Origin of the sequence: Maridesulfovibrio sp. (assembly GCF_965230075.1) — a bacterium.
GTDB lineage: Bacteria > Desulfobacterota > Desulfovibrionia > Desulfovibrionales > Desulfovibrionaceae > Maridesulfovibrio.
On sequence record NZ_OZ245945.1, the window covers coordinates 4,619,655 to 4,641,418 of the forward strand.

The window sequence follows — 21,764 nt, forward strand, 5'->3', positions numbered from 1 at the left end:
ACCCCCCTTCAAATTATGGTATCTACAACTGTTATACCACAACTTGATGGAAAGAAAAGATGAAAGCACTCCCGAAGAAAAGGGACATGAAGAAAATCCAGATCGGTTGCAGGAAAAAGCAGAGCAGGCCGACAATCTTTACCCAGCCGTGAACCCCTCCGGTATCGCGCATGATGATTGAGGCTCCGCCGACCGGGGCGGTGGATTTGATGGCTCCGATTTTGGCTGTGCTGTCTCGGTAGTAGAAAAAGTATGCACTCATGCCGTAGCCGATCTGGGCAATGAAATTTCCGAAGGGCAGAAATCCGATCAGGAAAGTTACTGCTGCCCAAAAGTACATTTTGCGGTACAGGAACCACCAGAACCCGAACAGAAATGCGGGCCAGTGCCATGTGACTGTAAAGCCGTCATGCAGTTGCTGGAATTTGGCAAAGTTGAAAAGATATTTTCCCGCATTGGGGCCGATGTATTCTTCGTAATCCTGTGAAGTGATCATTTCCATAATGTTTAATCTCCTGACCCCTTAATGCCGCAGCTTGAGCTGTTTAGCAATAAGGGCAATCTAAATGATTGTGCCGCAGTAAGGCTTTTTGACATTCATATGATAATAGACTAACGAAATTTGGTTCCACGCTCCGTGCCGGGGGCGGACTACAAATATCAGCATTCCCCGGAAATTCGCAAAGAGAAGAGAAATGGCAAAAATACAGAAAATCAAAGGCGTTGCAGACCTCTTTCCAGAGGATAGTGCAAGATATGCGTTCATGGAGAAGACCGCAAGGGATGTTTTCACCTCTTACGGTTTCGGCGAACTGAGGACTCCCATCCTTGAAAAGACCGAACTTTTCTGCCGCTCCATCGGTGAAGAAACCGATGTTGTGCAGAAAGAAATGTACACCTTCCCCGACCGTAAGAACCGTTCCCTGACCATGCGCCCCGAAGCAACCGCCGGGGTTGTTCGTGCTTACGTGGAAAACAAGATCTACCAGCCGGGCAAGGTCAGCAAATTTTTCACCTTCGGTCCCATGTTCCGCTATGAAAGGCCGCAGGCCGGACGTATGCGCCAGTTTCACCAGATAAATGCTGAGGTTTTCGGCGCATCCGAGCCTCAGGCTGACGCGGAAGTTCTGCTTATGCTTTCCGGTTTCCTGAAAGGAATCGGTCTGGAGAAACTTTCCTTTGAGCTGAACTCTCTTGGCTGCCCTGAGTGTCGTCCCAAGTACAATCAGGCTCTCAAGGATTTCTTCAATTCTCTCGACAAGAGCGAACTTTGCGATGACTGCCAGCGTCGCGTGGACACCAACCCCCTGCGTGTGCTCGATTGCAAGGTCAAGAGATGTAAGGAGCTGACCAAGGATGCTCCCTCCATTCCCGACCACCTTTGCACAGAGTGCCGCGAGCACTTCGATGTTGTCATCAGCCTTATCGATGAAGCCGGACTGGAATACACCCTTAATCCCCGCCTTGTGCGCGGATTGGACTATTACCAGCGGACTACCTTTGAAGTCACTTCCGGAGACATCGGTGCGCAGACCGCTGTTGCCGGCGGCGGCCGTTACGACGGTCTGGTAGAATCCCTTGGTGGACCTAAGAAGGTGCCGGGTATCGGTTTTGCCTGCGGTATGGAACGTCTTGCCATGCTGCTGGAAGGTGAATACGAAGCTGCTACTGATTTTTATGTGGCCCTCGTAGATGAAAGGGCTGCCAAGGACGCACTCATCTTCGGTGAGAAATTGCGTCGCTCCGGCCTTAAAGGTGAAGTTGGCTTCACAGCCAAGAGCATGAAAGCCCAGCTCCGCCATGCCAACAAGATTAATGCAGCGAAGTGTTTTATCTTCGGTGCGGATGAATTCGAAAACGGAACGGTCACCATCAAGGATATGACCGAAGGCGGCGAACAGGAAACTGTCAGCCGCGACGAATATTTCAAATAGAAAATTTCAAATAAATATCGGGAGAGACAAAAATGTCTGAACAAATTGAAGAACGCGATTACGACGAATACCGAGTGATTGAATCCCTCGGCGACTGGACACGCACCCACAGCTGCAACGAGATCACCGCAGCAAACATGGGCGAAAAAGTCCTGATTATGGGTTGGGTGCAGTTCCGCCGTGACCACGGTGGTCTGATTTTCATCGACCTGCGTGACCGTGAAGGTCTTACTCAGGTTGTTTTCAGCCCCGAGCACAATGCAGATGCTCACGAGCGTGCACACGCTATCCGTTCCGAATACGTGGTAGCCATCAAAGGTGAAGTTCGCGAACGCCCCGACGGCATGCGCAACACCAACCTGACCACCGGTGAGATCGAAATCGTTGTTGACGAGTGGAAGCTTCTCAACACTTCTGAAACTCCCCCGTTCGCCATTGAAGACCGCTCCGATGCGTCCGAAATGCTGCGTCTGAAATACCGTTTTCTGGACCTGCGCCGCCCCACACTTGCCAAGAATTTTATCCTGCGCAACAAGGCTGCCCAGTCCGTACGCCGTTACCTCGACAACCTCGGTTTCCTCGAAATCGAAACTCCGGTGCTGACCAAGTCCACCCCCGAAGGTGCGCGTGACTTCCTTGTACCCAGCCGTATGAACAACGGTGATTTCTACGCCCTGCCGCAGTCTCCGCAGCTATTCAAGCAGATGCTCATGGTTTCCGGCATGGACCGTTATTTCCAGATTGTTAAATGCTTTCGCGACGAAGACCTCCGTGCCGACCGTCAGCCCGAGTTCACCCAGATCGATATTGAGATGAGCTTTGTGAACGAAGAACAGGTCATGGGTATGGCTGAAGAAATGGTTCGCACTGTTTTTAAAGAGACCATCGAAACTGAACTGCCCGCATCCTTCCCCCGCATGAGCTATGCAGACGCCATGCGCGATTACGGTTGCGACAAGCCTGACGTACGTTTCGACCTTAAGCTTCAGGAAGCTACCGATATCTTCAAGGGGTCCGACTTCAAGGTCTTCGCCAGCTCCGAGCTGATCAAGATCCTGCGTGTTCCCAACGGTGCCGAACTTTCCCGTAAGGAAATCGACGAGTACACCAAGTTTGTTGAAATCTACGGTTCCAAAGGTCTGGCATGGATCAAAGTTAAGGAAGACGGCGAATGGCAGTCTCCCATTGTTAAATTCTTCTCCGAAGAAGAGTGCGCCAAGCTGCGTGAACTCACCAACTGCCAGCCCGGCGACATCCTTTTCTTCCAGGCCGGAGCAGCCGACATCGTCAACGCCGCTCTTGCCGCTCTGCGTCTCAAGCTTGGTGAGCGTTTTGAACTCATCGATGAGTCCAAGTTCGCACCCCTCTGGGTTACCGACTTCCCGCTGCTTGAGTACAACGCTGACGAAAAACGTTACGTTGCCCGTCACCATCCCTTTACCTCTCCGCAGGAAGGGCAGATCGACGAACTGGCAGATAAGCCCGCCGAAGCCCTCGCCCGTGCATACGACCTCGTTATGAACGGTTACGAAGTAGGTGGCGGTTCCATTCGTATCCACACCCCCGAAATGCAGGAAAAAATGTTTGCTGCTCTGGGCATTGACGAAGAAGAAGCCCGCGCCAAGTTCGGCTTCCTCATGGATGCACTCCAGTTCGGCGCACCGCCGCATGGTGGTATTGCTTTTGGTCTGGACAGACTTATTATGATTCTGTGCGGCGCAAAATCCATCAGGGACGTAATCGCTTTCCCCAAAACCCAGAAAGCAACCTGCCTGATGACCGAAGCACCCGCAGGCGTATCCGCTACCCAGCTCCGTGAGCTCGGTATTCGTCTTAGAGAAAAGAAAGAAGCATAAGAATGCCTCCGGCGGCCCTCCGGGGGCCAAAGAACCCTTTTACAAAAGGGTTCTCTGGACTCTTCCAAAACCTTTTAATAGTTTTGGTTTGGGCTGGTTTGAGGACTTCTACTTGCTTGATATACGAAGAACTACTTTACGCTAACGATGGCGAAGCCCTAATAAAAAGTTTTTTTGGAGAGTCCAGAGAACCTTTTCTTTCCAAGAAAAGGTTCTCTGGTCCCCGAAGGGACTCCCGGTAGGGCCGCCGGAGGCATAGATATGAAACTAGATATTTTAGCTTATCCTGAACCTTCTTTGAAAGAAGTATGCGTTAAGGTCGAAGAAGTTACTCCTGAATTGAAGGAGCAGGTCGATAACATGATTGAGACCATGTACGAGGACGACGGTGTGGGCCTTGCTGCCCCGCAGGTCGGAATCCAGAAGCGTCTGATAGTTATTGATCCTTCCGGCCCTAAAGAGCGCACTGACCTGCAGGTCATCATCAACCCTGAAATCGTTGAAAAAAGCAGTCAGAAGGTGGATTCCGAAGAAGCCTGCCTTTCCTGCCCCGGTTTCAAATGCGTGATCAAGCGCCACGAGACAGTTACCGTTACCGGTACTGACCTCGAAGGTAATGAACTGCGCATTGAAGCAGACGATTTTTTGGCCATTGTGCTGCAGCATGAAATTGACCATCTGGATGGAACTCTCATTGTCGACCGTGTAGGCCGCCTGAAACGTGCAATGTACGATAAGAAGGTGAAAAAATGGCTGAAAAGCGCTGGAAAATAGTATTTATGGGAACACCTGACTTTGCGTCCACCATTCTCGAATATCTCGTGGAATGGGACGGATGTGAAGTCATTGCAGCTTATACCCAGCCGGACCGCAAATGCGGCCGCGGGCAGAAGGTGCGTTGTTCCGCTGTTAAGGATGTTGCTCTCAATAACGACATACCGGTTTACCAGCCCTTGAATTTCAAGGACGAAAAGGATGTTGAAGAGCTGCGTGCTCTGGAGCCGGACTTTCTGGTGGTTGCTGCCTATGGGCTGATCCTGCCCCAGTCTGTGCTGGACGTTCCTGCTGTCATGCCCATCAACGTGCATGCTTCCCTGCTGCCCAAGTACCGCGGTGCAGCGCCCATTCATAGGTCGGTTGCCAATGGCGATAACGCCACTGGGATCACCATCATGAAGATGGAAGCTGGCCTTGATACCGGACCTATTCTGGTTCAGCAGGCTCTTGGCATTGCTTGGGATGACTTTACCGGAAAAGTTCATGATGAACTGGCTGACATGGGTGGCCCGCTGGTTATGGAAACGCTGTTGCGTTACCGTGATGGTCGGCTGACTGTCATGCCGCAGGATGATTCCATTGCCACCTATGCTGAAAAGTTGAGCAAGGAAGAAGGGCTGATCGATTGGAACCTTCCGGTCAAGGAAGTGCACAACAAGATCAGGGGGATGTATCCGTGGCCGGGTGCCTATTTCTTCTGGACTCCCGAAGGCAAAGATCCTATCCGCCTCGTGCTTTCTCCCGGTAAACCCGGTGATGACGAGGTCGGTGATCACGCCCCCGGAACCATCGTCGGCGAGTATGATGGTATGCTCGGCATCGCCTGCCAAGATAAGATTTACCTCGCATCCAAGGTCAAGCCTGCCGGAAAGAAAGAAATGGACGGCAAGGCCTTCATGTGCGGCTATATGAATAAATGCTAAATTACCGGGCGGTCCGCTGCCCGGTTTGGATTTAATATAGATGAGTGTAGAAAAAGATAACAAAAAGCGTCTTTTTATCGGTCTGATCACCGGAACCTGTGTATTGCTTTGTGCTTTTCTGGCCCTGCTTTGGTATGTGCCTTATGCCGGACTGGATTCTTTTGGTGCGTGGGCTTCATGGAGCTGGGGACTGTTCATTTTCGCGCTCATCGTGCTGGTCGGCTGGGGCTATGTCGGCCTGCTTACCAATGTGGTGCTCCAGCGCACTTTCCCATTTTCTCAGAAAGCGCGTGGACTGAGCGTTAAGCTTTTCCTGCCCCTGATGACCATTCTGGGGCGCGTGTTCGGGCTTTCCAAGCGCAAGATTCGTGGTTCTTTTATTAAGGTCAATAACGAGTTGGTCCTTTCTGAGGTCGGTCGTTTTGATCCTGAGAAGATCATGATCCTGACTCCGCACTGTCTGCAGGCCAGCCGATGCGATATGCGCCTGACCTACGACATTGATAACTGCAAGCGCTGCGGTTTGTGCACCATCAAAGGTCTGCTGGAACTGCGTGACAAGTACGGCGTGCATTTCCACGTTGCAACTGGGGGTACAATTGCCCGCCGTCTGGTTGTGCAGAACCGTCCGCGTATGATCATTGCCATCGCCTGTGAACGTGACCTTGCCAGCGGTATTCAGGATACCTATCCGCTTCCGGTTTACGGTGTGCTCAATGAGCGTCCTAACGGTCCTTGCCTTGATACACAGGTTTCTCTCATTGATGTGGAGAACGCACTGCGTCGTTTTATCAAGGAAGATAAGCTGCCCGAAGATGTGGACAAAAACGTTGCCCTGACCCCTCTTACCGGGCTTTAGGCCGGGAATCTGCAGATGAAAAAGCAAAAGAAAGCCAATTCTTTGCCCGGACCGAGGGGTGTTGCCTATGAATGTGTGACCCGCGCTTTAGACGGTGGGGCTGACGCACAGGCCGTGCTCGATAATGCTCTGACATCGGCAAATCTGGACGGTCGTGACCGGGGATTTGTCACTGAAATTCTCTACGGCTACCTGCGTATGCGTTTGCGCTTGCAAGCTGTTCTGAATTGTTTTCTTTCCCGCCCTGACGGATTACCAGTTCCCGTGCTGCGCGTACTGGGGATGGCTGCTTATGAAATTCTGCATATGGATGTTCCGGCTTATGCTTCCGTGGACTGGGGTGTGGATTCCGCAAAGCGCCTTTCCCGTGGTAAACTTGGCGGTCTGGCAAATGCTGTGCTGCGTAAGGTGGCAAGGCTTGCAGAAGATGGTGCTGACGAAGATTTCTTCCGCCGCAACAGCGATTCCGAAATCGAATTTCTTTCCGCTTATTATTCCTGCCCGGAATGGATTGTGGAACTTTGGGTGGACAGCTACGGCCGTGATAAGGCCGTCCAGTATCTGGAAGCCCAGATCTGCCCCCCGGCAGCCGGTTTCGTGCTTGATACTGAGGATAAAAAGGCCAAGGCCGCTGCCGTGGTTCTGCTGGCTGAGGATGATTACATTGCTTCCGACGGACAGGCTTTTGCTTTTTATTCCGGTTACTGGCCAGAGGTCTTTAAAGGTTTGAAGGAATCTGTGACCCGCCAGAGCTATGCGGCCCGTGAAGCTCTTTCCGTACTTGATCCACAGGAATGGCCGACTCCGGTTTGGGACGGTTGTTCCGGCCGTGGCGGTAAATCTCGTTTTCTCCATTCAAAGAATATTTCACCTATTATTGCCAGCGATCCCCATAAACGCAGATTGGCAGCCCTGAAAAGGGAAGTTCCTTCTGTGGCGGCTTTCCGTGCTTCAGCTATCAACCCGCCGCTGGCAAAAGAGTCCATAGGTACTGCATTGCTGGATGTGCCCTGTTCCGGGCTGGGCGTGCTTTCCCGCAGGCCGGACACCAAGTTCAAACGTACCCCGGAAGATGTTGATTCTTTGGTCCATCTGCAGTCACGTATTCTGGACAACGCATGGAAAACCATACGTAAGGGAGGGCGGTTGGCCTATATCACCTGCACCCTCAATCCGGCTGAGAACGAAGGTCAGATTGGGGCATTTCTCAAGCGGCACAAGGATGCGGTCCCGGTTAAAGAGTGGACCACACCGCCGGATTCGGAATTGCACGAATTTTTCTATTCGGCTTTGATTGAGAAAAAATAGTTAAAAAGAAATCCCCTTTCATCATTTGATGGAAGGGGATTTTAAATTTGCTGCTATCAGAGCAGTTATGCGACCTGCTCAGGGTGATGTTTCTTGAGAAATTCCAGAAATTTGGCTGCTTCCTCATGTCCCTCGTTTAATTCAAGTGCCTTTTTCAGATGCGCGGAGCATTTATCGAGTACGCCTTTTTCAAAATATGCCCGGGCAATGTTGTAGTGCAGGTTTTCATCGTTGCTGGTCATTTCAAGGGCCCGTTCGTAATAATCGATGGCCTGATCCTGCATGCCGGTTTTGCGCAGGTTGATACCGAATTCATTGAACAGGTGTTTATGTTCAGTCTGGAAGGCGGCATCAAGCTTAACCAACCTGTTGAAAATATCGTTGGCCTTGTTGGATTCCCCGCGTTCCATGTAAGTGAGCCCGAGGCCGAAGTTTGCTTTAACGTTATCTTCATCAACACCCAGCGCATTTTGGAATTCAAATTCCGCACTGTAAGTCGCTCCGGCCTGCCTTGCTTTTTCCCCACGCTCAATGGTGGTGTTCAGCTCCTGCATTTTGGGGTAGACCGTAGAAACGTAAAATTCAGGCTCAGGAGAATATTTTGAAAGGAACTCTTCCATGGGAACAACGGACTTCGGTCCGGCAGGGATATAACTTGTGTTCAGGGCCTGCACTTCTACATTCTCAGGGTTAAGTTCCTCAGCCATCCAGTACATTTTACTGATGGTCCGGCGCACGGTGGTACCTGTTCCAATCTTTTGTACATTCTGACTGGAGAAGACACCCTTGATTTGCTGTCTATCTGTATTGTGATCTGCCGCGGCCATTTATCTTCCCTTTTGATTTCCTGTAATTTATGCGCACTATAGATAATATTTACAAAAAATTCCACTAACAAAATTTAGTATTGACGCACGATTATTATTGTCATCTGAAATAGCGAGAAAAAATCTGTTACTGCCTAATTTTGTTCTTCATTTTTCTTGATGGAAGATTTAGACTGACTGTCGTTTTGATGATTGTTAAAAATAAGTGCATTAAGGTTGATAAAGATGACAAACTTTCGACATTGATGTAAGTACTCATTTTTAACTTTTTTTTGTGGTTTTATCAAAATGCCGTGTAAGCGGGTTTAGAAAAGTAGAGGGAGTTATGAGCAAAGCAAAAGTAGGACATCGTATTAAGACATTTAGGGAAAAACAGGGCATCAGCCTTGAAGAGTTTTCCTCACGCACAGGCCTTGGAGTTGATTTCCTTGAAGCCGTAGAAGAAAAAGAAAAATACCCCTCCCTAGGCCCCCTACTTAAGATTGCAAGAGCCCTTGGCGTCAGACTCGGCACTTTCCTTGATGATCAGGTCAGCAAAGACCCGCTCATCGTCAAGCTTGGCGAGCGTAAGGAAGAGTTCACCATGCATTCCGATCAGGAAAAGACCGCATCCATGAAGTACTTCTCCCTTGCCAAAGGCAAGAGCGACCGTCACATGGAGCCCTTTTTCATCGAGATCCAGCCTGAGGACGGCGAACCCAAACTGACTTCTCACGAAGGTGAGGAATTCATCATCGTTGTTTCCGGTAAACTCAAAGTGGTTTACGGCAAGGAAGAAAGCGTGTTGGAAGCTGGTGACAGCGTATATTTCAATTCCGTGGTTCCGCACTATGTTGCTGCTGAAGGCAATGAAAAGTGTGATATCTACGCGGTTCTTTATTTCCCGGAATAAGAGGGGAGTTTTATGGAACAATCACATCTTAGGGAAATTACTCTCGGGGGATTGCTGGACGAGGCTGTTGAAAAATGGCCCGATCAGGAAGCCGTTGTTTATGTGGACCGCGATTTTCGCCTGACTTACCGCGAATTCGGTGAGCTGGTGGATGATCTGGCTATGGGCCTCATGGCTCTCGGCATCAAAAAGGGTGAGAAGGTCGCCGTCTGGGCTACCAACGTGCCTTATTGGGTGGCTTTGCAGTTTGCTACTGCCAAGATCGGGGCTATCCTGCTGACCGTTAATACTTTTTACCGCACCACTGAGCTGGAATACCTGCTCAAGCAGTCCGAGTGCGAGAACCTGGTCATCATCGACGGTTTCAGGGAGATCGACTATCTCCAGACTGCATATGAGTTGATTCCTGAGCTTAAGACTCAGGAACGCGGCTACCTGAAGAGCGAAAAATTCCCAGATCTGAAAAGGGTTTTCTTCCTCGGTCAGGAAAAGCACCGCGGCATGTACTCCATGGCCGAAGTGATCAACCTTTCCGCAGTTACCACTGAAGAAGATTATGAAGCCCGTCAGGCTACTCTTGATCCCCATGACGTGGTCAACATGCAGTACACTTCCGGAACCACCGGGTTCCCCAAGGGTGTGCAGCTGACTCATTACAATATCGGCAACAACGGCTTCTGGATCGGCGAGAACCAGGGCTTCCAGCCCGGTGACCGTCTCTGTCTGCCCGTGCCCCTGTTCCACTGCTTCGGCTGTGTACTCGGTGTACTGGCCGCAGTGAACCACGGTACCACCATGGTCATCCTTGAAGGATTTGATCCGCTGCTGGTTATGGCGTCCGTGGATCAAGAGAAGTGTACCGCTTTGTACGGCGTGCCGACCATGTTCATCGCTATTCTTGAGCACAAGCTGTTTGAGAAATTCGACTATTCTTCCCTGCGTACCGGTATCATGGCCGGATCGCCCTGTCCCATTGAGGTCATGAAGAAGGTCATGGACAAGATGAACATGAAAGACATCACCATCTGTTACGGCCTGACCGAGGCTTCCCCGGTTATGACCCAGACCCGCATGAGCGACAGTTTGCAGCGCCGCACCGAAACCGTTGGCCGGGCAATGCCTGAAATCGAAGTGGCTATCATCAACCCGGAAACAGGTGAGATGTGCGAAAACGGTGAAACAGGCGAAATCTGCTGCCGTGGTTACAACGTTATGAAGGGTTACTACAACAATCCCGAAGCCACCAATTCTACGATTGATGTGGATGGCTGGCTCCATTCCGGTGACCTTGGAACCATGGATGAAGAAGGGTACGTTGATGTAACCGGACGCCTCAAGGATATGATTATTCGTGGTGGCGAGAACATCTACCCCCGTGAAATCGAAGAATTCCTCTACACCATGGACGGTATTCTCGATGTACAGGTAGCCGGAGTTCCCAGTGAAAAGTACGGCGAGCAGGTCGGTGCATTCATCATCCTCAAGGATGGTGTGGAAATGACCAAGCAGGATGTCATCGACTACTGTCGTGGACAGATTTCCCGCTACAAGATTCCCAAGTACATTACTTTCCTTGACGCTTATCCCATGACTGCAAGCGGCAAGATTCAGAAATACAAACTCCGGGATATGGCTGCAGAGCTTTACCCTGACGCATAAAACGCAAAGGGGGCTTTGCTCCGGCAAAGCCCCTTTTTTAATAACGGAGGCAATATGAGTAACGAACAGGCTTATAAGGAAATTGCACCGAGGCTTGCCGGCCTGCGTGATGCAATGGACATGAGCATTGAAGAGTTGGCTGAGAAGGTCGGGGTTACCCCTGAGCGTGCTGAACAGTTCGAATCCGGTACTGTAGAGATTCCGGTCAGCTACCTGATGGATGTGGCTCACCTTTGCGGAGTCAGTCTGACAGTGCTGATTTCCGGCAGCGAAGCCCGCCTGACCAACTACGCGCTGGTGCGCAAGGGTAAGGGGCTGGCTGTGGACCGCCGCGAGGACTACGATTACAAGAACCTTGCATCCACTTTTGTGGGTCGTCGTATGGAGCCTTTCATGGTCGAAGTTCCGTCCAAAGAGGTTTCCGACATGAATTTCACCACCCACCGCGGGCAGGAGTTCATTTACGTGCTTGAAGGACGTCTTGAATTGAGGCTCGGTGATTCCGTGCTTGAGCTTGAAAAAGGCGATTCCCTGTACTTTGATTCCAATACTCCCCACGCTCTGCGAGGTCTTGACGGCAAATCCGCGCGTATGCTGGACGTCATTCTCTAGCAGGTCGCTTCGGAATGTATTCACCCGGTGAATGCTTCTGCGGCCTGCGGTAAAAAACACGGTTTTTACATTTGAGGATTTAACGTCAACCAACAGCAAATATCAGGATACAAAGCTATCCTCCGTGGAGATATAAGAAAATGGAAAAGCAGAAATACGGCTCTCACGAAGAGTTCTGTGCCGAATACAAGACCGAAGTTCCCGAGAATTACAATTTTGCCTTTGATTGCGTGGACAAGATTGCCGCTGACGATCCCAGTCGTTTGGCAATGATCCACATCGGGCCGGATGGCACCCGCACTGAAAAAGATTTCGACTTTTTTTCCAAGAAGTCCGCACGCCTCGCCAATGCATTGAGCAAGGCCGGGGTTGAAAAGGGTGACCGGATCATGATCATCCTTTACCGCCGTATCGACTGGTGGGTAGCTATGTTGGCCTGCCACAAGATCGGTGCTGTGCCCGTTCCTTCCCCGAACCTGCTCACCGTGAAGGACATTGAGTTCCGGGTAAATTTCGCCAAGATCAAGGGCATTATCGCTGAGGATTCCGTTGCTGACCGTGCTGATGAAGCGCAGAAAAAATGTCCTTCTCTTCAGGTTATGGTTCAGGCTGGAGAAGGTGATCTGCATGACGGCTGGCTCGATTTCGAGACCATCTGCAATGAAGCTTCCGATTCTTTTCCCCGTCCGTCAGATTGTGCGGGCGGAGACGATTCCCTGCTCATCTTCTTCTCTTCCGGTACCACCGGACAGCCGAAGATGGTTGAGCATACGCATAACTACCCGCTGGGCCACTATGTGACCGGGGCTTATTGGCATGACCTTGAGCCCGGAGACGTTCACCTGACCCTCGCTGATACCGGCTGGGGTAAGGCTGTCTGGGGTAAATATTACGGTCAGTGGATGGCCGGGGCCGTGGTTTTTGTCTGGGATTTCCGTGGCAAGTTCGAGCCTTCCGAGCTGCTGCGTGTCCTTGCAGAAAACAAGGTTACTACCTTCTGCGCACCTCCCACAGTTTACCGTTTCATGATCCGCGAAGATCTTTCAAAGTATGATCTTTCCGCGCTGCACCACTGCACCACTGCTGGCGAGCTGCTTAATGCTTCCGTATTTGAGGCATGGAAGGAAGCCACTGGACTGCCCCTTTACGAAGGTTACGGTCAGACTGAATCCGTGCTGCAGATCGCAACCTTCCCCAACATGAAGCCCAAACCGGGTTCCATCGGTAAGCCTTGTCCTGGTTGGGATATTGCGCTCATCGACACCGAAGGCAATCTTTGTTCTCCCGGTGAAGAAGGCCAGATCTGCGTTAAACTTGATCCCCGTCCAGTTGGATTGTTCACCGGATATCTTGATGAGCCTCAGAAAACCGAGAACGTCATGGTCGACGGATACTACCAGACAGGTGACAAGGCCTGGATGGACGAGGACGGCTATTACTGGTTCCTCGGACGAACCGATGACCTGATCAAGAGTTCCGGTTACCGTATCGGACCCTTCGAAGTTGAGTCTGCCTTGATCACCCACGACGCGATCGTTGAAGCCGCCGTAACCGGTGTGCCCTGCGATGTGCGTGGTCAGGCCGTAAAAGCCACCGTTGTTCTCGCTCCCGGATATGAAGGCGGCGAGGAGCTGACCAAGGAATTGCAGAATCACGTTAAGAAGGTTACCGCTCCTTACAAGTACCCGCGCATCATCGATTACGTTAAAGAGTTGCCCAAGACCATCAGCGGCAAAATCAAACGTGCCGAGATCCGTGCTAAGGATGAGGAAGAAGCAAAGGCATAAAGGCATGCCTCCGGCGGCTTAAACCCTTTTGGGAAAAGGGTTTAAGAATCCCAAAACTTTTTATTGGGCTTCGCCGTGTAGCTTATAAAATACGTCTAGTAAGAGACCGCAATATCTTTTGAAGATATTGCGGTCTTTTTTGTTTGACCTGTCTATAACTTCATAGTTCATGTTAGGTTCATTGCATAGCTATGCATGGAGTTAATTATGGTTAAAACATCGTCAGGTTTGACTGTGGGACGGCTGGCTAAGAAATATGGCCTCTCGCGCAGTACTTTGCTTTATTATGATTCGATTGGGTTGTTGTCTCCAACGAAGCATATGAAGGGTGAATACCGTTCATATGGCGCAGAGGAGGAAAAGCGGCTGGCTCATATCTGCCATTACCGCAAAGCCGGGATTCCCCTTAAGGAGATTAAGGTCATACTTGATTCTCCGGTGAGTGGAATAACTGAGGTGCTGGAGACAAGGCTCAAGGAGTTGAATGAGGAGATTGCCTCGCTCCATGAGCAGCGGGAGTTCATTTCCGGGATATTGAAGAGTTCTCCGGAGGTTAAATCCACAAAGCTCAACAAGGCAGCGTGGACTGAAGTGTTGCGTTCCTCCGGGTTCAGTGAAAAGGACATGGAAGAGTGGCACAAGGCTTTTGAACATACCCATCCGGATAAGCATCAGCAGTTTCTGGAATATTTACAGATACCAGACGATGAAATCCGCCTGATCCGCAAGTGGTCCGCAGGGCCACAACGGATCCAGAAAATACAAAAAGCGAGTGAGAGATATATGGAACTTTTCTTTGAATTTTTTGCCGGATTGAACATGCTTGGCCCGGGCAGCACTGAGACTACCAAACGGGCTTTGGCAGCCACCAGCGGATTACCGCAAAAGGCACAGGTGCTTGATGTCGGTTGCGGAACTGGGCGACAGGCAATTGATCTATGCAAGGATAGCGAGTTTACAATAACAGCTGTAGATAACTGGCAGGACGCGTTGGATAAATTGGCTGCTAATGCTGAACATGCCGGGGTTGCTGAGCGCATTATAGTGCAGCAGGGCGATATGAATGATCTGGGATATGAAGCTGATTCATTCGACCTGATCTGGAGCGAGGGGGCCATCTATTTAATGGGTTTTGAAAACGGCATCTCCAAATGGAAGGAGTTCCTCAAGCCCGGTGGCTGGATCGCACTTAGCGAGATGACCTGGACGACTGATGAGCGTCCCGCAGAAGCTGTCGCGTTCTGGAATGAAGGCTATCCGGAGATGAAATCCATTGCCGAGAACATTGCTATTCTCGAGCGGCAGGGCTTTGAGGTTGTGGAGCATTTTGTCCTTCCGCAATCGGATTGGTGGGATGTATTTTACAAGGACATCGCCGATGCTACCCCCGCATTCATTGAGAAGCACAATGGCTCTGCGGAAGCGCAGGCTGTGGTTGATTGCAATGAAAAGGAAATGGAAATTATGCGCAAGTATCATGATTACCTTGGGTATGTTTTCTACATTGCCCGCAAGAAATAATAAGCAGTAATCTGCAGATTAATATAAACCGCAGCCATGCAGGCCACATGGTTGCAAATTAAGAGCAGGAGAGCACAATGGATAAGGAAAAATGGATTGAAATATTCCGCGAGGCCGGATTCAGCGATGAAGATATGCATAACTGGCACAAGGCTTTTGAAAAGCTTTACCCGGAAAAGCATCAGGCTTTCCTGGAGCACATCAAGGTGGATCAGGAAGAAATCAAGAAGATCAGGGAATGGTCGAAATAGGTTTGGCTGTTGTTTGAATAATAGTAAGCCCCGGTGTGCCCCAGTGCGGTCGTACCGGGGCTTTCTTATGCGTGAATAAGACTTGATGTTTTGCCGGGATAAGGGGAAAAGAGAATATGCAACTCTCCGCAATTTCGTTTTGGTGTGGGGTAGAGCTTTAAACTTTGGAGTTAAAAAATGAGAACACTCGGAAACATCCTTTGGTATTTTCCTTTCTTCGGATTCATAAACGCGATCATGTTCTTCCTGCTCGGTTCACTGCTGGTGCTGACCGTAGTAGCTTCGCCGCTCGGTCTGGGCTTAATCCAGTATAGTAAGTTTCTGTTCGCGCCCTTCAGCTGGTCCATGGTCTCCAAAGAGGACCTCAATGTGGAAAGTAACCCCGCTTGGGAAGCCTATTCCACAATCATCATGATCCTCTGGATTCCCTTCGGGATCATCTTCGCTCTGATCACCATCACCCAGATAGTAGGTCTGGCAATATCAATTGTCGGTATCCCGGTAGCTTTGGTGTTAGCAAAGTCCCTGCGGACTATCTTCAATCCAGTCGGTATGGTCTGCGTGCCCGCCGTTGTTGCCCATGAAGTGCAGCGTCGTAAGGATGAGGAAGCTATTAATAAGCATATCCGTTAGTTGTTGAAGTTTTGTTGGAGATTTGAAAAGCCCCGTGCTCGTGTGAGTGCGGGGCTTTTGTTGCTGATAGCGGATTGACCTTCATAGGCTAAGTAAATACTTTGTGGTAAAGGAGTCCCTATGCCTACTGATTACCTTAAATCCGAATCCCTGACCGCGTTATTGAGCGAAATTGATGAGCGCAAGGCACAGCTTGATGCATGCCGCGATTCCGTCAGTTCTCAGATCGTGGAAGCTCTGAATATTGAATATACCTACGACAGTAACCGCATTGAGGGTAACACCCTGACTCTGCGCGAGACTGACCTTGTTATCAACAAGGGGCTGACCATCGGTGGCAAGTCCATGCAGGAGCACCTTGAAGCGGTTAACCATTACGAAGCCATTCAGTATATTCGTGAACTGTCCGCAGAACCAGTTTTTTCTGAGAAGGTCATCAAGGACATCCACGGCATCATCCTGCAAGGCATTGATCGCGATAACGCAGGTAGATACCGCAGCGTACCTGTTGCGATTTCCGGCAGCCGCCACATCCCTCCGCAACCATGGCAGGTTCCGATATTCATGGAACAGTTGAGAGCATGGTACGAAGAGAATGAACCTGTGCTGCATCCTGTAGTGCTTGCTGCGGAAGTTCATGAGCGCATTGCTACCATCCATCCATTCATAGACGGCAATGGGCGAACCGCACGTTTGGTCATGAATTTAATCTTGATGCAGCGTGGCTATCTGGTCGTTAACATCGCCGGGGATACCGAGAGTCGTCTGGCTTATTACAATGCTTTGGAGAAGCGTAATCTTGAGGATGACAAGATTGAATTTATTAAGTTGATTGCCGGGTATGTTTTGAAGAGTTTGAGTGGGGTTTTGGAGCGGGTGAGGTAGGGGGATGAGTGTGACTGACGATAAATATCTTGAAGATTGTAAAGTCTGCCTTGCGACTAGGACTGTTACCTACGAGCATGCTAAAAGTGCGTTACAGCAATATGCTCAAAAGATTGCATCAATAGGTTACGTAGGTTTTTTGGCTCTATGGGCACAACTTTGGGATAAAGGTGTAGAAGATTTTTGGATGGCAGCATCGGGATGTTTGATTTTAATTTCAGGTGGACTTTTTGTTGGGCTTGAAGTTGTTATGATGCGGTGTAATTTTTCTGCAATAGCTAAAGAAAAAGTTCTCTTATCAAAGCTGGCAAAGTCACTTGAAGATGGAGATAAAGAACGAATAGAATCCGTTTTGGATGAGATATATACAGACCAAAAACCGGAAGAGGGATTTAGTCTTTCAAATTTTTTGGCGATTATATCTATCGTTACTGGATTTAGTGCCGCGGGAGTCCTTTTTTTAGGAATTGCATGCTCATTTTTTGTGAAATGATTCAAAAAAACCGGGCCTCCCAACGGAGACCCGGCTTTTCACTTTCATATCTTCAACTATCCACAACCGAACTTACTCAGCCTTCTCCTCACTGGATTCAGGCTTAGCTTCTTCAGATGCTTCAGGAACATCTTTCTTGGCGTGAATCATGTCCTTACGGTCAACTTTATACTTGTCAGCTGCGGGCTTGCCGCGATTCTCACGCTTTTTCTTGGGCGGTTCGATGCTCATTTCGCAGCCGGCCATGTTGCGGGCGAAGACGAGGTATCCGGTGTGGGCTACCATGCGGTCTTCGGGGCGCAACCGTTCTGCGATAGGCTTGTAGCGGCGAACTAAGATTTCGCAGACTTCCTGTTCTTCGAAGGGCGCACTTTCCATGGCCTTGAGCAGATCGCTGACCTGATTGGTGGTCGGCAGCAGGAAACCGCACATGGCGCCGGGGATAACCGCTTTGGGGATGTGATGCAGAAAATCCCACGGATTGGGTACGTCGAGGAAGAGGGCGTCGCAATCGGAGGCCAGAAAGCCGTCCTCGATATCGAGGTTGAACTGCTCAACGCGGTGTGCAAGTCCGGCCCATTCTAAGTTCTTGCGGACCAGCTTGTAAAATTCGGGGCGTTTTTCGTGGGTGTACACCTTACCGGTATCACCTACGTAGTAGGCCAGAGCAGTGGTCAGGCCGCCGGAACCGGAGCCGGATTCAACTACACGGGTGCCGGGACCGATACCCAGTTTGAGCAGCAGGTAGCTGATCTCTTTGGGGTACATGATCTGGGTCTGGCGTTTGAGGCCCTTAATGATATCGTAAATGGTGGGTTTGAGGATCTGGTATTTGTGGCCCAAGTGGGTTTCCACAACCTTTCCGTACCCTGCGGCGAGGATGTTATCGGTATACATCATGCCGTCATGTGTATGTATTTCTTCCCCGGCGTTAAGTGTGCGCAGGTAGCGCTTGCCTTTGGGGTTAACGAGCAAAATTAGTTGTCCAGCTTCAAGCATTAGACTTCCTCCTGAATTGATCTATGGCCCGATTACGGATGAAACCGCATAAAGTCAAGGCTGCAGATAAAGCACCATCTGCGTCACATATATATAACTTGAGTTTTTTGACATTTAAGAATAAGTGCTTAACTACCGCATTGAATGAATTTTATCTTCGCGCAGTTATTTTTACACATCTCCCGCAAAAATCACAGTTGGAATTAAGGTAGGACGCATTTAGTGTTCATGCCCGGATTTAACTATTAGGGATTCCAAAGGCCGTTAGCCTTAGGCGCGAAGTGTATCAAAATTAAAAGCATTTTTTGCTTCTTGATGAGGCCGTTATGGGTTATAGGTATGTCTTCGGGCCGGTTTTTTCCGGCAGGATAGGGCGTTCACTGGGATTGGACCTGCTTGGTAGCAGGGTCTGTTCCATGGATTGTGTTTATTGTGAAGTGGGTAAGACTGATTTGCTCACTGGTGAACGTGATGTTTATGTACCCGCGGCTGATATTCTTGATGAACTTGAGAAGTGGAAGCAGGAGGGGCATCAGCCGCCCGAGGTGATTACCCTTGGGGGACTCGGGGAACCGACCCTCAACTCTGAAATGCCCGAAGTTATTCGCGGCGTAAAAAAACTTTTCCCGTCCATGCCTGTGGCCGTGCTGACAAACGCGACCGCCATGACGGACCCCGAAGTGCGTAGGGAACTGCTGGAAGCCGATGTGGTGCTTCCTTCCATGGATTCCCTTGTTGCTTCGGAATTCAGGGCCATAAACAGGCCGTGCAAAGGGACAGACCCTACGGCAATTGCCAAAGCCCTGATCGAATTCCGCAAGGAGTTCAACGGTAAGATTTTTCTGGAAGTGCTCCTTTCACGGGGATACAACGATTCGGATGAAAACCTTTCGCTGATGAAAGATTTCTGCACCGAACTTGCCCCGGACCGCATTGATGTGGTCACTCTTTCGCGTCCCGGTACTCTGGAGAAGGCCGGTCCGGTTGATTCCGAGACCCTAGGCCACTGGAAAAAAGTTCTTGATGCCGCGCCCTGCAAAGACAGGGATTGCGGACCGGATATCGGCGCAAAGAAAAGGAGCGGTGATGAGACATTAGCCCATGTGCAGGGCGATGACTCCCACGCATTTGACCGGATTCAGGCTTCTATCATGCGCAGGCCGCAGACAGCGCAACAGCTCGCCGGAGCACTTGAGATTCCCTTGGAGAGGGTGGAACAGGTTCTGGCGGAACTGGAAAAAAGCGGCAGACTGCACGTCAAGCAGACTGGAAATGACATCTATTACGATTGCAGGCTTGACGACGAATCATGAATTAAGCTGCTGAATCCGGGGAAAATTTAAAAACTTTTCTTTGGATTAAAAATGACAGGTAAAAAGCAGAAGAAAAAAGAGAAAATGTTCATCAGCGTTCTCCCCGGCGAACAGGTGGAGGTCGCGCTGACTCAGGAAGGTCAGGTTATTGAGTATTACGTAGAAATGCTCCATCAGGCCAAGACCAAAGGTAACATTTACAAAGGTTACATCCACAATATCGATGCCGCATTGCAGGCGGCGTTCATCAACTACGGGGCCGAACGCAACGGCTTTCTGCAGGTTGATGAGGTGCATCCCGAGTACTATCAGGGTGCTTACAAGCTCAAGAAAGGGCACCGCTACCCCCTGCTCCAGAAGGTGTTGAAACCCGGGCAGGAAATTTTCGTACAGGTGGTCAAGGAACCCACCGGTAAGAAAGGTGCATTCCTTTCCTCTTATCTTTCCATTCCGGGCCGTTACTTTGTACTTACTCCCGGACGTGAGCAGATCGGTATTTCCCGTAAGATTGAAGACGAGAAAGAACGAGAAAGACTCAAGGAACTCATTGATGAGGTCAATCCCGGAGCCGGGGTGGGCGTTATCGTACGTACCGCCAGCAAGGGCCAGAGCAAATCCGCCCTGCGCCGTGATTTCAAGTTCCTGACCCGTCTCTGGAATGACATCCGCGAAAAAGGACAGGACGCCAAGCCTCCGTCCCTCGTATACGAGGAAATGGGACTGGCAGCCCGTGCTGTGCGTGATTACTTGTCTTCCGACGTTGTGGAAATCTGGGTTGATGATCAGGAGACCCTTGAACAGGTCAAGAAGCTGGCTACCCTTTCTTTCCCGCGCCGCTCCAATCTGGTTAAGCTCCATTCGGATACCGACAAATCCCTCTGGGAACGCTTCAATCTGGTTAAGCAGATCGAGCAGATTTATGGCCGCGAGGTCAATCTGCCTTCCGGCGGACGCCTTGTCTTCGACCAGACCGAGGCTTTGACTGCAATCGACATCAACTCCGGTAAGATCGGCGGCGAGCGCAATTTCAAGGAAATGGCCCTGAAGACCAACAAGGAAAGTGCTGAAATGATCGCCCGCCAGCTCAAGCTGCGTGATCTTGGCGGTCAGGTGGTTATCGATTTCATTGAAATGAAGGACCCCAAGCACTGTCGCGAGGTGGAAAAGACCATGCGTGCAGCGCTCAAGGGTGACCGTGCGCGCACCGATGTGGGGCGTATTTCCCGTTTCGGGCTTATGGAGCTGGTCCGCCAGCGTCTTGGATCGTCTGCTATTGCGGTTTCCACTGAAGCCTGTCCCTGCTGTGACGGTACCGGTATCCGCCGCAACATGGAATGGCAGGCCATGCAGGCTATTAAAGATATTTACCGCATGCTGCGCAAGCCCAACTGTGAATCCCCGTTGGTTTACGATGCCGAGGAAGAGTTGGCTCTTTATCTACTCAACCATAAGCGCGATGCAATTACCCAGTACGAAAAGATGTTCGATACCAAGATCAACATCGAAATTCAGTGGAATGAATAATTAATAAATTAGTGGGGGAGTGTTTTAACACTCCCCCACTAATCTTTTTATAGCTATGTCAAAAAGAATTTTACTTCACGCCTGTTGCGGCCCCTGCTCTATCACTACTATTGATGTGCTGAGAGATCAGGGGTTTGAAGTCTCTGCGTTTTTCTACAATCCGAATATTCACCCTTTGCAGGAATATCTGCGCCGTAGAGACGGTTTTCTTGAAGTCTGCGAAAAAATGAATGTTAAGGTCATCGGCAGGCTGGATGAGTACGATTCCAAGAAATGGTTCCGTAATGCCGCCTTCCGCGAAGCAAACCGCTGCTTCCATTGCTATGCGGACCGTCTGGAGCGGACCCTTTCCCTTGCCAAGCGCGGCAATTTTGATTTCTACACCACCACCTTGCTTTACAGTAAATTCCAACAGCATGATCGCATTGCCGAACTCGGGAAAGACATGGCTGGAAAAAGCAAATGCGAATTCTACTACTATGATTTTCGTGAAGGCTGGAAAGAAGGTATTGAACGTTCCAAGGAAATGGGTATCTATCGCCAGCAGTATTGTGGTTGCCTGTTCAGTGAAAATGAACGTTATGAGAATGAGTTGAAAAAAAACTAGCTTGTTTTAATGCTTCTCTATGGTTATCCTGTCTTAAGTGATTGTAATCGAAAGTAGTGCTGCTGCTTTTTGCTATATTTTGACAGCAACAGGATGAGGTAGAC

The 21,764-nt window shown here is 50.1% G+C and carries 21 protein-coding genes; 18 read left to right on the plus strand and 3 right to left on the minus strand.

The genetic code is table 11. The annotated features are described in order from the left end of the window. Positions 1-31 precede the first annotated feature (31 nt). Positions 32-502, minus strand: a complete 471-nt coding sequence (locus ACO05Z_RS20855) for a DUF2628 domain-containing protein (RefSeq protein ID WP_421904115.1) — start codon at positions 500-502, stop codon at positions 32-34. Positions 503-695: 193 nt separating this feature from the next. Between ACO05Z_RS20855 and hisS the strand changes: the two genes are divergently transcribed. The 6 genes from hisS (at position 696) to ACO05Z_RS20885 (ending at position 7,657) form a co-directional block, all read left to right on the plus strand. After that, positions 696-1,934 carry a histidine--tRNA ligase gene (hisS, locus tag ACO05Z_RS20860; protein WP_421904116.1) on the plus strand — a complete coding sequence of 413 codons (1,239 nt, stop codon included), beginning with the start codon at positions 696-698 and terminating at the stop codon, positions 1,932-1,934. Between the two features lie 32 nt (positions 1,935-1,966). Then, the gene (gene aspS, locus ACO05Z_RS20865) at positions 1,967-3,790 is read left to right on the plus strand and encodes an aspartate--tRNA ligase (RefSeq protein WP_421904117.1); all 1,824 of its coding nucleotides are present in this window, start codon (positions 1,967-1,969) and stop codon (positions 3,788-3,790) included. A gap of 261 nt (positions 3,791-4,051) precedes the next feature. Further along, positions 4,052-4,564, plus strand: a complete 513-nt coding sequence (gene def, locus ACO05Z_RS20870) for a peptide deformylase (protein WP_421904118.1) — start codon at positions 4,052-4,054, stop codon at positions 4,562-4,564. After that, on the plus strand, positions 4,540-5,490 hold the full coding sequence (gene fmt / locus ACO05Z_RS20875) for a methionyl-tRNA formyltransferase (protein WP_421904119.1): 951 nt from the start codon (positions 4,540-4,542) through the stop codon (positions 5,488-5,490). The genes def and fmt overlap by 25 nt, the downstream gene beginning before the upstream one ends. A gap of 40 nt (positions 5,491-5,530) precedes the next feature. Continuing rightward, on the plus strand, positions 5,531-6,349 hold the full coding sequence (locus ACO05Z_RS20880; protein WP_421904120.1) for a DUF116 domain-containing protein: 819 nt from the start codon (positions 5,531-5,533) through the stop codon (positions 6,347-6,349). A gap of 15 nt (positions 6,350-6,364) precedes the next feature. Beyond that, on the plus strand, positions 6,365-7,657 hold the full coding sequence (locus ACO05Z_RS20885) for a transcription antitermination factor NusB (RefSeq protein WP_421904121.1): 1,293 nt from the start codon (positions 6,365-6,367) through the stop codon (positions 7,655-7,657). A 65-nt stretch (positions 7,658-7,722) separates the two neighbouring features. Here ACO05Z_RS20885 and ACO05Z_RS20890 read toward each other — a convergent pair whose 3' ends face one another. Then, on the minus strand, positions 7,723-8,484 hold the full coding sequence (locus tag ACO05Z_RS20890) for a tetratricopeptide repeat protein (RefSeq protein WP_421904122.1): 762 nt from the start codon (positions 8,482-8,484) through the stop codon (positions 7,723-7,725). A gap of 325 nt (positions 8,485-8,809) precedes the next feature. On the opposite strand from ACO05Z_RS20890, the gene ACO05Z_RS20895 reads away from it, so the two are divergent. The 9 genes from ACO05Z_RS20895 to ACO05Z_RS20935 all read left to right on the plus strand — a co-directional run bounded on the left by ACO05Z_RS20895 (position 8,810) and on the right by ACO05Z_RS20935 (position 17,217). Next, a complete protein-coding gene (locus ACO05Z_RS20895; RefSeq protein ID WP_421904123.1) occupies positions 8,810-9,376 on the plus strand; it encodes a helix-turn-helix domain-containing protein in 567 nt (188 codons plus the stop codon). A gap of 12 nt (positions 9,377-9,388) precedes the next feature. Beyond that, the gene (locus ACO05Z_RS20900; RefSeq protein ID WP_421904124.1) at positions 9,389-11,035 is read left to right on the plus strand and encodes an AMP-binding protein; all 1,647 of its coding nucleotides are present in this window, start codon (positions 9,389-9,391) and stop codon (positions 11,033-11,035) included. Between the two features lie 54 nt (positions 11,036-11,089). Next, positions 11,090-11,647, plus strand: a complete 558-nt coding sequence (locus ACO05Z_RS20905; protein ID WP_421904125.1) for a helix-turn-helix domain-containing protein — start codon at positions 11,090-11,092, stop codon at positions 11,645-11,647. Positions 11,648-11,787: 140 nt separating this feature from the next. Continuing rightward, a complete protein-coding gene (locus ACO05Z_RS20910) occupies positions 11,788-13,434 on the plus strand; it encodes an AMP-binding protein (protein WP_421904126.1) in 1,647 nt (548 codons plus the stop codon). Between the two features lie 207 nt (positions 13,435-13,641). Further along, entirely contained in the window at positions 13,642-14,955 is a 1,314-nt protein-coding gene (locus ACO05Z_RS20915; protein ID WP_421904127.1) for a methyltransferase domain-containing protein, read from the plus strand. A 77-nt stretch (positions 14,956-15,032) separates the two neighbouring features. Continuing rightward, positions 15,033-15,206 carry a hypothetical protein gene (locus ACO05Z_RS20920; RefSeq protein ID WP_421904128.1) on the plus strand — a complete coding sequence of 58 codons (174 nt, stop codon included), beginning with the start codon at positions 15,033-15,035 and terminating at the stop codon, positions 15,204-15,206. Between the two features lie 177 nt (positions 15,207-15,383). Continuing rightward, positions 15,384-15,839 (plus strand): YccF domain-containing protein, encoded by a 456-nt coding sequence (locus ACO05Z_RS20925; RefSeq protein ID WP_421904129.1) that lies wholly within the window; start codon positions 15,384-15,386, stop codon positions 15,837-15,839. Positions 15,840-15,959: 120 nt separating this feature from the next. Next, positions 15,960-16,724 (plus strand): Fic family protein, encoded by a 765-nt coding sequence (locus ACO05Z_RS20930; RefSeq protein WP_421904130.1) that lies wholly within the window; start codon positions 15,960-15,962, stop codon positions 16,722-16,724. Between the two features lie 10 nt (positions 16,725-16,734). Further along, positions 16,735-17,217 (plus strand): hypothetical protein, encoded by a 483-nt coding sequence (locus ACO05Z_RS20935; RefSeq protein ID WP_421904131.1) that lies wholly within the window; start codon positions 16,735-16,737, stop codon positions 17,215-17,217. Between the two features lie 72 nt (positions 17,218-17,289). On the opposite strand, the gene ACO05Z_RS20940 is transcribed toward ACO05Z_RS20935, so the two are convergent. Next, on the minus strand, positions 17,290-18,216 hold the full coding sequence (locus ACO05Z_RS20940; protein WP_421904132.1) for a tRNA (adenine-N1)-methyltransferase: 927 nt from the start codon (positions 18,214-18,216) through the stop codon (positions 17,290-17,292). A 326-nt stretch (positions 18,217-18,542) separates the two neighbouring features. Between ACO05Z_RS20940 and ACO05Z_RS20945 the strand changes: the two genes are divergently transcribed. Genes ACO05Z_RS20945 through ACO05Z_RS20955 form a run of 3 tightly spaced genes read left to right on the plus strand, consistent with a single transcriptional unit; the run spans position 18,543 to position 21,660 of the window. Further along, positions 18,543-19,529, plus strand: coding sequence for a radical SAM protein (locus ACO05Z_RS20945; protein ID WP_421904133.1), 987 nt, complete (start codon positions 18,543-18,545; stop codon positions 19,527-19,529). Between the two features lie 51 nt (positions 19,530-19,580). After that, positions 19,581-21,053: an Rne/Rng family ribonuclease gene (locus ACO05Z_RS20950; RefSeq protein ID WP_421904134.1), complete on the plus strand. Its 1,473-nt coding sequence runs from the start codon at positions 19,581-19,583 to the stop codon at positions 21,051-21,053. A gap of 55 nt (positions 21,054-21,108) precedes the next feature. Then, positions 21,109-21,660, plus strand: a complete 552-nt coding sequence (locus tag ACO05Z_RS20955) for an epoxyqueuosine reductase QueH (protein WP_421904135.1) — start codon at positions 21,109-21,111, stop codon at positions 21,658-21,660. Positions 21,661-21,764 lie beyond the last annotated feature (104 nt).

What these genes read in the sequence shown, in the direction of transcription:
- ACO05Z_RS20855 (WP_421904115.1), bottom strand. Translation starts at nt 502, where the DNA reads ATGGAAATGATCACTTCACAGGATTACGAAGAATACATCGGCCCCAAT.
- hisS (WP_421904116.1), top strand. Translation starts at nt 696, where the DNA reads ATGGCAAAAATACAGAAAATCAAAGGCGTTGCAGACCTCTTTCCAGAG.
- aspS (WP_421904117.1), top strand. Translation starts at nt 1,967, where the DNA reads ATGTCTGAACAAATTGAAGAACGCGATTACGACGAATACCGAGTGATT.
- def (WP_421904118.1), top strand. Translation starts at nt 4,052, where the DNA reads ATGAAACTAGATATTTTAGCTTATCCTGAACCTTCTTTGAAAGAAGTA.
- fmt (WP_421904119.1), top strand. Translation starts at nt 4,540, where the DNA reads ATGGCTGAAAAGCGCTGGAAAATAGTATTTATGGGAACACCTGACTTT.
- ACO05Z_RS20880 (WP_421904120.1), top strand. Translation starts at nt 5,531, where the DNA reads ATGAGTGTAGAAAAAGATAACAAAAAGCGTCTTTTTATCGGTCTGATC.
- ACO05Z_RS20885 (WP_421904121.1), top strand. Translation starts at nt 6,365, where the DNA reads ATGAAAAAGCAAAAGAAAGCCAATTCTTTGCCCGGACCGAGGGGTGTT.
- ACO05Z_RS20890 (WP_421904122.1), bottom strand. Translation starts at nt 8,484, where the DNA reads ATGGCCGCGGCAGATCACAATACAGATAGACAGCAAATCAAGGGTGTC.
- ACO05Z_RS20895 (WP_421904123.1), top strand. Translation starts at nt 8,810, where the DNA reads ATGAGCAAAGCAAAAGTAGGACATCGTATTAAGACATTTAGGGAAAAA.
- ACO05Z_RS20900 (WP_421904124.1), top strand. Translation starts at nt 9,389, where the DNA reads ATGGAACAATCACATCTTAGGGAAATTACTCTCGGGGGATTGCTGGAC.
- ACO05Z_RS20905 (WP_421904125.1), top strand. Translation starts at nt 11,090, where the DNA reads ATGAGTAACGAACAGGCTTATAAGGAAATTGCACCGAGGCTTGCCGGC.
- ACO05Z_RS20910 (WP_421904126.1), top strand. Translation starts at nt 11,788, where the DNA reads ATGGAAAAGCAGAAATACGGCTCTCACGAAGAGTTCTGTGCCGAATAC.
- ACO05Z_RS20915 (WP_421904127.1), top strand. Translation starts at nt 13,642, where the DNA reads ATGGTTAAAACATCGTCAGGTTTGACTGTGGGACGGCTGGCTAAGAAA.
- ACO05Z_RS20920 (WP_421904128.1), top strand. Translation starts at nt 15,033, where the DNA reads ATGGATAAGGAAAAATGGATTGAAATATTCCGCGAGGCCGGATTCAGC.
- ACO05Z_RS20925 (WP_421904129.1), top strand. Translation starts at nt 15,384, where the DNA reads ATGAGAACACTCGGAAACATCCTTTGGTATTTTCCTTTCTTCGGATTC.
- ACO05Z_RS20930 (WP_421904130.1), top strand. Translation starts at nt 15,960, where the DNA reads ATGCCTACTGATTACCTTAAATCCGAATCCCTGACCGCGTTATTGAGC.
- ACO05Z_RS20940 (WP_421904132.1), bottom strand. Translation starts at nt 18,216, where the DNA reads ATGCTTGAAGCTGGACAACTAATTTTGCTCGTTAACCCCAAAGGCAAG.
- ACO05Z_RS20945 (WP_421904133.1), top strand. Translation starts at nt 18,543, where the DNA reads ATGGGTTATAGGTATGTCTTCGGGCCGGTTTTTTCCGGCAGGATAGGG.
- ACO05Z_RS20950 (WP_421904134.1), top strand. Translation starts at nt 19,581, where the DNA reads ATGACAGGTAAAAAGCAGAAGAAAAAAGAGAAAATGTTCATCAGCGTT.
- ACO05Z_RS20955 (WP_421904135.1), top strand. Translation starts at nt 21,109, where the DNA reads ATGTCAAAAAGAATTTTACTTCACGCCTGTTGCGGCCCCTGCTCTATC.